Here is a 12,558-nt window from a genome sequence, read left to right on the forward strand (position 1 = left end):
GGTATGGAATTCTTGTGCTTGCGAAGGTAAATAACTTTCACCACCGCCCCGCTTTTTGGGTCCCTCATTTTTACCGGCCCCTGGTTTTTTTAACATATTATTACGGCTAAATGTAAGGCGGGGAATGGTTTTTGCCGAAAAAATGGGGTAATTTTCTGTTTTATTGGAACCTTAAAATAAATTATGAGCCAGATAAATATACTTTGGGTAGATGATGAAATTGATTCATTGAAATCACAGATAATTTTTTTGGAAAGTAAAGGCTACAAGGTATCGGCACTCACCAACGGGTATGATGCCCTGGAATTCCTGAAAGAGCAGGTGGTGGATGTGGTGTTGTTGGACGAATCCATGCCTGGGATTACTGGCCTTGAGACGCTGAGCAAGATCAAGGAAATAGATCAGCAGATCCCGGTGGTGATGATTACCAAGAATGAGGCGGAAAATGTGATGGATGACGCTATTGGATCGCAGATCACCGATTATCTCATCAAGCCCGTCAACCCCAATCAGGTTTTATTATCTCTCAAAAAGATAATCGATAACAAGAGGCTGGTGGCCGAAAAAACCACTATCGCCTACCAGCAGGAATTCAGAACCCTCTTCATGGCCCTCAGTTCCAATCCTGACTACAGCGAATGGATGGAAATCTACAAGAAACTTGTTTACTGGGAGATGGAAATGACGAAGACCAACAGCCCGGAGATGCTGGAGGTTTTCAATACCCAGAAAGCGGAAGCGAATACCGAGTTTTCAAAATTCATCAGCCGTAACTATGGAGACTGGCTGCATCCGAAGGCGAAAGATGCGCCTGTTATGTCGCACACGCTTTTCCGTGATAAGATCGTTCCCGCAATGGACCCCGAGCAGCCCAACGTGTTCCTGCTGATAGACAACCTGCGGCTGGACCAGTACAAGGCTATTGTGCCCATTTTACAGGAATCATACCGGTTAGTTGAAGAAGATACATTTTACAGCATACTGCCCACCAGCACGCAATATAGCCGCAATGCCATATTTGCCGGCATGCTGCCTGTGGATATAGAGCATAAGTTCCCGGAAGAATGGAAGAATGATGATGAGGAAGGAGGGAAGAACCTGCATGAGGAGAGATTCTTTGCGGCCCAGCTGCAGCGCCTGAAAATGGATTTGCGGTTTTCCTACACCAAAGTTACTAACCATGCGGACGCACAGCACATGCTCAACAATATTCACAACCTGCTCGACTATCAGCTGAGCGTGATCGTGTATAACTTTGTGGATATGCTGAGCCATGCCCGTACAGAAATGGAAGTACTGAAAGAGCTGGCTGGTGATGAAACATCCTACCGCTCTATTACTGCAAGCTGGTTTGAACACAGTCCGCTGCACCAGGCACTGAAGCGTATCAGCGATAAAAAAGTAAATCTTATCATTGCTACGGATCATGGCAGTGTACGTGTAAAAACACCGGTGAAAGTGATCGGTGATAAACAGACCACCACCAACCTGCGCTATAAGCACGGGCGTAACCTGAACTACGATCCTAAAGAAGTACTTGCTTTCAGAGACCCGAGGGAAGCCGGTTTGCCCAAGCCCAATGTTAATTCATCGTATATTTTTGCAAGGGGAGATGGCTATCTCTGCTATCCGAACAACTATAACTACTTTGTGAACTATTACCGCAACACCTTTCAGCATGGCGGCATTTCGCTGGAAGAAATGATTGTACCCGTTGCGAGAATGGTATCAAAATAGTTGGCAGGCTTTAGTTGTCAGTTACTGGCTAACAGCTAAAGCCTAACCGCTTTTTTAACTACTTTTGCCCCATGAATATTAAAATCACTCCTGCAAACCTAACCAAGCTGGAAAAGGTTTTTGAAGATGCCAAATATGTACTGCGCTTCGAAAAAGGCTCTTTCGCTTCCGGCTATTGTATCCTGGAACACAAGAAGGTGGTGGTGATCAATAAATTCCTGAATCTGGAAGGACGTATCAATGCTTTGTTGGATATCCTGGGTACCTTGCCACTGGAAGAAGACCTGCTTACTGTGGAATCCCATAAACTTTATAAGCAAATCATTGCCAGCAGGCCTCTGCCTGACGCCCCGGCAGAGGCAGATAATGCGGAAGAGAAAGCAGAATAGGTTAAAAGATAAACGATATTCGGGATGAAAGTTACATTTCTAGGAACAGGCACGTCGCAGGGAGTACCGGTAATAGCTTGTGGTTGCGAGATTTGCACCTCTTCCAATAAAAAAGATAAACGTTTAAGAAGTAGTATTTTTATTCAGTCGCCTGCCGGTAATATAGTGGTGGATACCACACCCGACTTCCGTTACCAGATGTTGCGGGAAAATGTGAAGCACCTGGAAGCTGTACTCATTACGCATTCGCATAAGGATCATATTGCAGGTATGGACGATATCCGTGCGTTCAACTACTTTCAGCAGGGAGCCATCGATATTTACGCCACTGAGTTTTCACAGAATATTATCATGCGGGAGTTTGCTTATGCATTCGCTGATTTCAAATATCCCGGCATTCCTGAGATCAATCTGAAAACCATCGACGATCAGCCTTTCCGTATTAATGGGCTAGCTATCACGCCTATACAGGTCATGCATTTTAAGATGCCGGTGATGGGTTTCCGTATCGGAGATTTCACCTACATCACTGATGCCAATTACATAGCGCCGGAGGAAAAGGATAAGATCCGGGGATCGAAGATCCTGGTGGTAAACGCCCTCCGCCGTGAGAAACATATCTCCCATTTCACACTTGATGAAGCCATTGCGTTGGGTAAAGAGCTGGAAGTACCGCAGGTGTACTTTACGCATATCAGCCACCAGCTGGGCTTACATGACGAAGTGTCGAAAGAGTTGCCCGATGGTATGGCGCTTGCATACGACGGGCTTTCCATAGAAATTTAAGTGTGTTTGCACCTGATTAACGGCTGCCATTTTCCCCGGTATTAAATTCGGACAAAATTGTTAACCCATGTGGAAAGCTGTTATGAAAGCATACCTGTGCTTCTCAAAGCGGGAACGCGCCGGCATCTTCATTCTGATCATCCTGATGCTCACAGTATCCCAGACGTCAGTCATTATTTCCTGCTTCTATCGTACGCCTGTTACTGATACTGCTGCTTTTCGTGTAGCCGTTCAGGTATTTGAGGGGCAGTTTCATGCACCTGAAGCGCCCGTAGCTGCACCGTTATTTTACTTTGATCCCAACAGCCTTCCGGCAGAAGACTGGGAGCAGCTGGGAGTGAGCGCCCGTACCGCAGCTACAATACAGAAGTACCTGCAGAAAGGCGGACATTTCAGGCGACCGGAAGATCTGGAGCGTATTTATGGATTGTCAGCCATTACGTGTGCGCGGTTGATACCTTTTGTAAGGATAAAGGAAGAGGGGCACCGGAGGCAGGATAAGTGGGAGAAGTATGACAATGGCGGATATCGCAGACGGGATACGGTGTACAGGAGGGGAGAGGTATTCAGGCGCGATTCATTTGCATACCGGTACCACCGCAAGGGGCCTGCTCAGGTTATTGACATCAATCTTGCCGATACGTTGCAGTGGCGGTCGCTACCGGGGATTGGCGCCGGTTTTGCGAGACGTATTGTGGCTTTCCGGGATAAGCTGGGAGGCTACCATTCTATAGCGCAGGTGGCAGAATGTTATGGATTACCGGATTCCACATTTCAAAAAATTCAACCTTTTCTGAAGATCGGTGACGGTTCTCTAAAAAAAATAGACCTCAACCTCACAGATGAAAAATCTTTGGCGGCTCACCCATATATACGTGCTAAACTGGCACACCTGATAGTGCAGTATCGTAATGCCCATGCGGGTTTCAGGGAGGTAGGCGAGCTACTTATGCTGCCGTTGGTGGATGAAATTATTTATCGTAAAATTGAACCTTACATTGAAGTTACCTTTTAACCAAACTCTTAATTAAATCCACACGTTTATGAACTTTGAGCCTACGGAGATGCAACAGCAGATTACTCAGATGATCCGGGATTTCGGAAAGACCAACATTCAACCGCACGTGTTGGAATGGGATGAGCAACAGGAGTTTCCTTTACACTTGTTCAAAAAGCTTGGAGAGTTAGGATTGATGGGGGTTTTAGTACCCCAGGAATACGGTGGCAGCGGTCTTGGATACCTGGAGTATGTAACGGTAGTGAGTGAAATCGCACGTTTCTGTGGTGCAATCGGACTGAGTGTTGCTGCACATAACTCTCTCTGCACTGGTCATATCCTGCAATTCGGCAATGAAGAGCAAAAGCAGCGCTACCTGCCCAAACTGGCCACAGCAGAGTGGATTGGGGCATGGGGTCTCACTGAGCCCAACACCGGTTCAGATGCTATGAATATGAAGTGTGTTGCCAAAAAAGATGGCGACGACTGGATCATTAACGGTACCAAATGCTGGATTACTCATGGTAAAAGCTGCGATGTGGCAGTGGTGATAGCACGTACAGGCGATGTGCGTGACAGTCATGGTATGACCGCCTTTGTTGTGGAAAAAGGTACAGCGGGCTTCAGTGGCGGTAAGAAAGAGAATAAACTGGGCATGCGCGCCTCCGAAACTGCTGAGATGATCTTCGATAATTGCCGCGTGCCTGCTTCTAATGTATTGGGTGTGGTGGGCGATGGTTTCATCCAGTCCATGAAAGTACTGGATGGTGGCCGTATTTCCATTGCTGCGTTATCCCTGGGCATTGCAAAGGGCGCCCGTGATGCAGCTGTCAAATATGCTCAGGAAAGGTATCAGTTTGATCAGCCTATCGCCAATTTCCAGGGTATCTCCTTTAAGCTGGCTGATATGGCCACAGAAATAGAAGCTGCCGAACTGCTTACCATGCAGGCTGCTGATATGAAGAACCGTAAGGTGAAGATGACACAGCAGGCTGCTATGGCCAAGTATTACGCATCGGAAGTGGCGGTGAGAACGGCTAACGATGCCGTACAAATTTTCGGCGGTTATGGCTATACAAAGGATTTTCCTGTGGAAAAGTTTTATCGTGATGCAAAATTATGCACCATTGGGGAGGGGACATCCGAGATTCAGAAAATCGTTATAGCAAGAGAAGCCTTGAGATAATTAAAACGATTTTGCAGTTGAAAATGATATAGTTGTAAGGGTGTTATTTTTTTAATGTAAAAAAGGAAAAGAGACAAGCCGTTTATCTTTTTTGACAAAAAAATGAAATATTACCCCTTTAGTGTTATGTTATTTTACAAAAGGAACGTTAAATTTGGGTTAAATCATCACTCTTTACCGTTTATCAACCTAACTCAAAATCAAGAAAGATTTGAAAAATTTCTACTCCAAAAGAAAAGCACCCCGGTTCCCAGGGTGCTTTTCTATACAGAAGACATTCTAACCTCCAACTGACTAGACCTGTAATTCACGTTATGACCCCCTATTTTTATAACTCAGTACTAATACTGATGTCTGTGAAATAACTCGCCACTAATTTTGCCGGGAAATTATTGACTGTATGTTCCCCAGAATCCTTAAATGGGCCGCTATCGTATTGCTAGGCCTGCTCGTTGTTTTATTGCTGGCATTTGGTATTTGCGCCTGGCGATTTATGCATGAAAACACAAAACGTTATTCTGTACAGGTAAGAGAAATTCCGATACCTGCAGATTCGGCTACAATTGCGGCTGGTGCTCATTTGTATGCAATTAAGGGATGTACGGAATGCCATGGGAAAGATCTCAGCGGCCATGTATTTCTGAATGATCCGGCGATTGGACTTGTAGCCGGCGCTAACCTTACTACCGGAAAAGGCGGTATTCCGGCTGATTACAGCAACAAAGACTGGTTGTTGGCCCTTCGTCACGGAGTCAACAGGGAGGGCCGTAGTTTGAAGATAATGCCGTCTTATGAGTATTCGAAGCTATCTGATCACGATATGGCAGCTATCATTGCTTATTGTAAATCACAACCTCCTATGGACAGGCAACTGCCAGCCAACAGCGTGGCCCCGTTGGGGAAGATATTAACGGCAATAGGTAAGCTGCCTATGTTTCCGGCAGCCCTCACCGATCATGAATATCATCAGCCAGCTGAAATGCCTGCTACAGCGTCCACCAGTTATGGTGAATATCTTTCTGTATCATGCACAGGATGTCATAATCCCAGGCTTACAGGCGGTGCTAATCCGGTGCCGGGAGGAAAGCCTGTGGCTAATATCACTTCTTCCGGCCATATAGGGCACTGGACGGAAGATGACTTCATGACTACATTGCGCACGGGTAAAACACCCGAGGGGTATCAGTTGAAGAATGAAGATATGCCCTGGAAGATGACAGCGCAGTATACGGATGAGGAGTTAAAAGCATTGTTTATGTATCTGAAAAGCCTATAAAACAAAACACCCTTCCATACGGAAGGGTGTTTTGCATAAAAAAATATACGTGTTTAGGCGTCTTTTTTATCGTTTTTGAAAAAGTCTGATACTTTTTCTTTAGCGTCTTCTGCCCAATCTTCAGCTTTGTCTTTCATGTTATCCAGAAAGTCGCCGGCTTGTTCCATTATACCTTCTTTTTTAGCGCCTGCTTTATCAGACATGCTTGCAAACCAGTTGTCGACAGTACCTGCGATAAACGGAGGCAGCTTGCCTTTCACATATTCCTTAATTACATCAATAGACTGAGCGGCCTGTTCGGTGGTAAGACCTGCTTTAGCCTGCAATTGCTGAATAAGTTCCTGCATAAATAGTGGTTTTACGGTGAGATAAAAGTTACGCAACTTTCAGTTTAACCAGTGTAGACTGCTCCAGTTTAGCCTGTGCATATTCTTTGGTAAGCGCGAAAGTTTTTTCGTTAGCAGAAGGCAGCTCATACATAGCGTCGCTCAGTACTACTTCACAGATGGAACGGAGGCCGCGTGCACCCAGTTTGTATTCCATTGCTTTGTCAACGATATATTCGAGTGCCTCTTCCTCCACGTGCAGCTCTATGTTTTCAATAGCAAACAGTTTCTTGTATTGTTTGATCAGTGCATTTTTAGGTTCGGTGAGGATGGCTTTCAGCGTATCTCTGTCGAGAGAGTTGAGATAGGTAACCACTGGCAGGCGGCCCAGTAATTCCGGGATAAGGCCGAATGATTTCAGGTCCTGTGAGTTTACATATCGGAGGATCTGTTTCCTGTTCTCTTCTTCTTTTTCTTTGTTTACGGTGAACCCGATGGAGTGTGTTTGTACCCTTCTGCTGATGATACGGTCTACGCCGTCAAACGCGCCGCCGCAGATAAACAGGATGTTGCTGGTGTTCAGCTTGATCAGTTTCTGTTCAGGGTGCTTACGTCCGCCCTGCGGGGGTACCAGTACTTCGGCGCCTTCGAGCAGCTTCAGGAGTCCTTGTTGAACGCCTTCGCCGCTAACGTCGCGGGTGATGGAAGGGTTATCGTTTTTACGGGCGATCTTGTCGATTTCATCGATATAAACGATACCGCGTTCAGCAGCTTCCACATCATAGTTGCACACCTGTAACAGGCGGCTGAGGATACTTTCCACGTCTTCACCTACGTAACCTGCTTCTGTAAATACAGTAGCGTCGACGATTGTGAACGGAACGTTCAGTTGTTTGGCGATGGATTTAGCCAGGAGGGTTTTACCGGTACCGGTTTCACCCACCATGATGATATTGGATTTTTCGATTTCCACTTCATCATCGCCTACCTGCTGGTTCAATCTTTTGTAGTGGTTATAAACAGCTACAGCCAATACTTTCTTGGCGTCGTCCTGACCGATTACATATTCGTCCAGGAATTTTTTCATGTCTACGGGTTTGGCAACCTTAGGCATCACGCTGGGAGCGGGAGTTGCAGCAGTTTTTTTGCCGGGGGCAAAAAGTTCCTGGTCAATGATCTCCTGGGCATTGGCAACGCAGTTTTCACAGATATGTCCTTCAGCGCCCGCAATCAGTATCTGCACATCATCTTTCGAGCGATTGCAAAAGGAGCAGCGAATTTTCGAATCTTTCATTTCGGAATAAAATTATTTTTCGGCGAAACTATAACAGCCTGCTTTGGTAATACAGGCTTACAAATTTACACTAAAAATCCCGGTGGGCGTAAAATAAAACAGTCCCGCGGAAAGCGGGACTGTTAAAGTTTTCTTAACCAGGATGCCCCTGATCCGGATGATATTACGGTTATGTTTTTACTGTAATGTCAGTTAAGCACAGCCATAATGATCATTCATTTATTGAGGAGAGTCCAGTTGTTTTTTTGGATTTTTCTGGAGCACATCATCAATGATGCCGTACTCTTTAGCTTCATCAGCCGTCATCCAGTAGTCGCGGTCAGAGTCTTTTTCCACTTTCTTAACTGGCTGGCCACAGTGACCGGCGATGATTTCGTTCAGTTCTTTTTTGAGCTTCACGAATTCGCGGGCGGTGATTTCGATGTCGGAAGTCTGACCTTCGGCGCCACCATGAGGCTGGTGAATCATTACGCGGGCATGCTTGAGCGCCGTGCGTTTTCCTTTGGTTCCAGCTACGAGCAGTACGGCGCCGAAAGAAGCGGCCATACCGGTACAGATAGTAGCCACCTCAGGAGAGATGATCTGCATGGTATCATAGATGCCCAGACCAGCATAAACACTACCTCCAGGGCTATTGATATACATCTGGATATCGCGTGTCCGGTCTGAAGATTCCAGGAATAACAGCTGCGCGGTAATTACGTTGGCCACGTAGTCGTTAATCGGATCTCCGAGGAAGATAATGCGATCAGCCATTAACCTGGAGAAAACGTCCATCTGGGTCATGTTCATCTGGCGTTCTTCGAGGATGTATGGAGTCAGGCTGTTTAACTGGTGGCTTTTAGCGTAACTATCTACAACCAGGCTGCTGATTCCACGGTGCTTGATGGCATATTTCCTAAATTCGTCGTTATTAATGTTCATGATGGTGATGTTTATGAGGTAAATTAACAAAATCTTCTGCTTTGATTTCCTCTTCTTTTACTTTCACCTTAGTTTCAGCCCAGTCAAATAACTTGGCAGTGATCATTTCGCGGTAAGTTTGGTCCACAAATTTTTCATCCTGTAACAGGCGGTCCAGGTAGCTGTCCAGCCACTCAGCACCATCGGAGGCGGCAGCGCCGTAGTAGCCCAGTACTTTCTGTTTGGCGCTCTCTCTCAGTTCTTCGAAAGGAACTTCCAGGTTATTTTCACGAACCAGTTTATCGCTGATCAGCGTCCAGCGCAATTGATGATCGAAACTTGGGAATTCTTTTTCCGCTTCTTCTGCAGTTTTAGGTTTTTCACCACCGATCTGCAGCCAGCGTTTCAGGAAATCTTTTGGTAAATCAATTGGTGTTTCGTGTACCAGCACTTCGAACAGGTCGTTGTGCAGGTGATTGCGGCTTTCCTGGTTCCAGTATTTACCGATTTCTTCTTTCAGTTTAGCACGGAAAGCTTCTTCGGTAGTGATTTCGTCCGCAGGATATACTTCTTTGAAAAATTCTTCGTTCAGTTCTCTTTTTTCAATCAGGGTCACTTTGGTGATCGCCAGGTTGAAGTATTTGTTGGCTGCTTCTTTATTGGTAGCATCCAGGCCCAGGTCTCTCATTACCCAGTTCAGGCGCTGTTCGTCAAAAGAAGTGGCGAGCTGTAATACAATGTTGTCGCCTATTTTCTTACCCTGCAGCTCAGACTGTACAGCAGGAGTGAAGTATTTTACAAGGAGTGCAGTTTCTTTTTTGATACCGCCTTCTACTATATTGCCTTTAGCATCTGCTTCTTCAAAAGTAACGGTGATAACATTATCTTCAGAAGTAATAGTTTCCGGCTCGGAGGTTTTACCACCTTTCAGCTGTAAACGCTGTATTTCGTCATTCACCATTTCTTCTGTAACAGTTACATTGTATTTGGTGAGGGTGGTTTTGTCATTTTCCAGTGGAGTAACGGCAAAAGTTGGTTTCAGACCGATCTCGAACTCGAAAGCGTATTCCTGAGGATCGTTGAAGTCGAGGTTTTTCGCAGTTTTTTCAAGGGAAATAGGCTGACCGAAGATATCCAGCTTTTCGTTCTGTACATAACCCATCAGTTCTTTTTCCACAGTTTTCAGCACTTCATCGCCGAAAATAGCAGGACCATGCATCTTTCTGATCATGCCTGCCGGAACCATTCCCTTACGGAAGCCTGGTATATTTGCGCTCTTGCTGAATTGCTTTACTGCTTTGTCAAAATTAGGGAGATAATCCTCCTGGCTCACTTTCACAGTGATCTTATCGTTCAATAAACCAATGTTTTCTCTGGTAACGGTTGCCATAATTGAATTGTATAAAATGTTCTTTAAGAAGCAATAATGATTCCTTGTTTATTTTTCTGCCATGAAGTCACAACGGCAAGCAGGAATGTCAGTAAAAAGGTTATTAAAAAATATAGTGAGAGTGTGTCAGGTACGAGGATGTGACAATGAAAGTGAGGAAGAGCATAGCATTATCACATTGCCATATTGACACATTGCCACAATAATCTATATGTCCGGGTGGAGGGACTCGAACCCCCATGCCTTGCGGCACCAGATCCTAAGTCTGGCATGTCTACCAATTTCACCACACCCGGTAAAAATTAAATAAAAGAACTTTTTGTATATCAAAAAGGACTGCAAAGGTATTATTTTCCGGGAATAAACAAAAATGACAATGATTTTTTTGCTTTATATGGTTAATGATGGCTGTGGGCGGGGAGTTGCGTTGATTGGCAGGTCACAGGGACGGTACAATTAAGTAATAAATTTTATTTTATTGAGGTTTAATAGGGAAGTATTTTTTGAAATAGTAATGTTTGACGAAATTTTCGATTTTTGTTTGAATGAACACACATATGGCCAGCACTTTTTTCGACGACCTGAATAAGGAAAACCTCACCGGGGTGGCGTACAAGAATATCAGCCTGAAAAAGGCTGTACTGGCTTATTTTGCCAGCAGTGGCAACACCACCATCGGGGATATGTGTAAGGAATTTAACCTCAGCGCGCCCAAAGTCACCACTCTGCTCAATGACCTTATCCGCGACGGCCTTGTAAAAGAATATGGTAAAGTGGAATCCACGGGCGGCCGCAAACCCAGTCTGTATGGGCTTGTGCCGGATTCGGCTTTCTTTATCGGGGTGGATATAAAACAGCATCATCTCAACCTGGGCTTGTCTGACCTGCATAAAAACCTGGCGCACGTGAAAGAAGGGGTGGCCTATAAACTGGACAACAGCAGAGAGTCGCTGGACGAACTTTGTCTTCATATAAAACAGTTTATCCGTGAGCTGCCGGTGACGAAGGAAAAGATACTGGGCATCGGCATCAACCTCTCTGGCCGCATTAACTATGCTACCGGTTACAGTTACAGTTTTTTTCATTTTGATGATGAGCCGCTGTCCAAAGTACTGGAAGGACGGTTGGGGATAAAGGTTTTCCTGGAAAATGATTCGCGGGCAATGGCTTATGGCGAGTTCAATTCCGACGCTGTACATGGTGAGCGTAATGTGCTCTTCCTCAACCTGGACTATGGTATTGGCATGGGCGTATTGATAGACGGTCAGCTCTATTACGGTAAATCGGGCTACAGTGGCGAAGTAGGACATATTCCCCTGTTCAATAACGAGATCATTTGTCATTGCGGAAAAAAAGGTTGCCTGGAAACGGAAGCCTCCGGCTGGGCGCTCACCCGGATGTTCCGTGAGAAGCTGGCTGCCGGAGCGGCCTCTATGCTTACACGGAGATTCCGTAATCCGGATGATATCAACTTTGAAGACATCATTGACGCGGCAGTGCATGACGATACCCTTGCCATTGAACTGATTGCAGAGATAGGAGACAACCTGGGGCGCGGAATCGCTTTACTGATCAACATTTTCAACCCGGAGCTGGTGATCCTGGGCGGAAGCCTGGCGACCACCGGAGATTATATCAGGCTTCCCATCAAAAGCGCGGTGAATAAGTATTCATTGAGCCTTGTGAGCAATGACACCCGCTTCGTGATGTCAGACCTCGGTGAGAAAGCCGGTATTATCGGGGCCTGCCTGCTGGTAAGAAACAAGGTGTTGATAACTTAGTATTTCAGTAATTTTAACTCGCTCACTGTAATTCATATACTTCATACAAAATTTACGTTATGCCGAACCTCAATGTCTACCTGATCTTTAACGGTAATGCCCGCGAGGCAATGAATTTCTACAAAGATGCTATTGGCGGAGAGCTCCAGGTTATGTCTGTCGGAGATTCGCCCATGAAAGAAAAGATGCCACCTGAAATGCACAGCCAGGTAATGCACGCGCGGCTACAAAACGATGCCCTGGTATTACTGGCTTCTGATAACATGGGAGGGCCTGATGTGACGCCCAGTACCAGCGTTTCGCTGGCGCTGAATGTAAATAATGTGGAGGAAGCTGAGAAAGCCTTTGCTAAATTATCTGAAGGTGGCCAGGTAACAATGCCGCTATCTGAAACCTTCTGGGCAACAAGGTATGGTCAGGTGACCGACAAGTATGGGTTCCAGTGGTTGGTGAATCTTGAGAAAAAGATGTAAATATTTAGGGATTTGGGGAT

The 12,558-nt window shown here is 45.6% G+C and carries 12 protein-coding genes and 1 tRNA gene; 8 read left to right on the forward strand and 5 right to left on the reverse strand.

Annotated features, from left to right (window positions below):
* Nucleotides 1-183 precede the first annotated feature (183 nt).
* From porX to VM802_RS19010, 6 genes are all read left to right on the forward strand, one after another.
* Nucleotides 184-1,737, forward strand: coding sequence for a T9SS response regulator signal transducer PorX (porX, locus tag VM802_RS18985; protein ID WP_325533437.1), 1,554 nt, complete (start codon nt 184-186; stop codon nt 1,735-1,737).
* 71 nt (nt 1,738-1,808) lie between these two features.
* Complete coding sequence (locus tag VM802_RS18990) at nt 1,809-2,126, forward strand: hypothetical protein (RefSeq protein ID WP_325533439.1); 318 nt, start codon at nt 1,809-1,811, stop codon at nt 2,124-2,126.
* 24 nt (nt 2,127-2,150) lie between these two features.
* A complete protein-coding gene (locus tag VM802_RS18995; protein WP_325533441.1) occupies nt 2,151-2,912 on the forward strand; it encodes an MBL fold metallo-hydrolase in 762 nt (253 codons plus the stop codon).
* 67 nt (nt 2,913-2,979) lie between these two features.
* Entirely contained in the window at nt 2,980-3,927 is a 948-nt protein-coding gene (locus VM802_RS19000; RefSeq protein WP_325533443.1) for a helix-hairpin-helix domain-containing protein, read from the forward strand.
* A gap of 28 nt (nt 3,928-3,955) precedes the next feature.
* Nucleotides 3,956-5,095: an acyl-CoA dehydrogenase family protein gene (locus VM802_RS19005; protein ID WP_325533445.1), complete on the forward strand. Its 1,140-nt coding sequence runs from the start codon at nt 3,956-3,958 to the stop codon at nt 5,093-5,095.
* Nucleotides 5,096-5,495: 400 nt separating this feature from the next.
* Nucleotides 5,496-6,371, forward strand: a complete 876-nt coding sequence (locus VM802_RS19010) for a c-type cytochrome (protein WP_325533447.1) — start codon at nt 5,496-5,498, stop codon at nt 6,369-6,371.
* A gap of 53 nt (nt 6,372-6,424) precedes the next feature.
* On the opposite strand, the gene VM802_RS19015 is transcribed toward VM802_RS19010, so the two are convergent.
* The 5 genes from VM802_RS19015 to VM802_RS19035 form a co-directional block, all read right to left on the reverse strand.
* A complete protein-coding gene (locus VM802_RS19015) occupies nt 6,425-6,718 on the reverse strand; it encodes a hypothetical protein (protein ID WP_325533449.1) in 294 nt (97 codons plus the stop codon).
* A gap of 28 nt (nt 6,719-6,746) precedes the next feature.
* Nucleotides 6,747-7,991, reverse strand: coding sequence for an ATP-dependent Clp protease ATP-binding subunit ClpX (gene clpX, locus VM802_RS19020; protein WP_325533451.1), 1,245 nt, complete (start codon nt 7,989-7,991; stop codon nt 6,747-6,749).
* Between the two features lie 219 nt (nt 7,992-8,210).
* Complete coding sequence (clpP, locus tag VM802_RS19025; RefSeq protein ID WP_325533453.1) at nt 8,211-8,915, reverse strand: ATP-dependent Clp endopeptidase proteolytic subunit ClpP; 705 nt, start codon at nt 8,913-8,915, stop codon at nt 8,211-8,213.
* Entirely contained in the window at nt 8,905-10,284 is a 1,380-nt protein-coding gene (tig, locus tag VM802_RS19030; RefSeq protein ID WP_325533455.1) for a trigger factor, read from the reverse strand. The genes clpP and tig overlap by 11 nt, the downstream gene beginning before the upstream one ends.
* A 214-nt stretch (nt 10,285-10,498) precedes the next feature.
* Nucleotides 10,499-10,580: transfer RNA gene (locus tag VM802_RS19035), tRNA-Leu, on the reverse strand.
* Between the two features lie 261 nt (nt 10,581-10,841).
* Here VM802_RS19035 and VM802_RS19040 point away from each other — a divergent pair.
* A complete protein-coding gene (locus VM802_RS19040) occupies nt 10,842-12,065 on the forward strand; it encodes an ROK family transcriptional regulator (RefSeq protein ID WP_325533457.1) in 1,224 nt (407 codons plus the stop codon).
* Between the two features lie 59 nt (nt 12,066-12,124).
* Nucleotides 12,125-12,538 carry a VOC family protein gene (locus VM802_RS19045; protein ID WP_325533459.1) on the forward strand — a complete coding sequence of 138 codons (414 nt, stop codon included), beginning with the start codon at nt 12,125-12,127 and terminating at the stop codon, nt 12,536-12,538.
* Nucleotides 12,539-12,558 lie beyond the last annotated feature (20 nt).

Source organism: Chitinophaga sp. (genome assembly GCF_035538455.1).
GTDB lineage: Bacteria > Bacteroidota > Bacteroidia > Chitinophagales > Chitinophagaceae > Chitinophaga.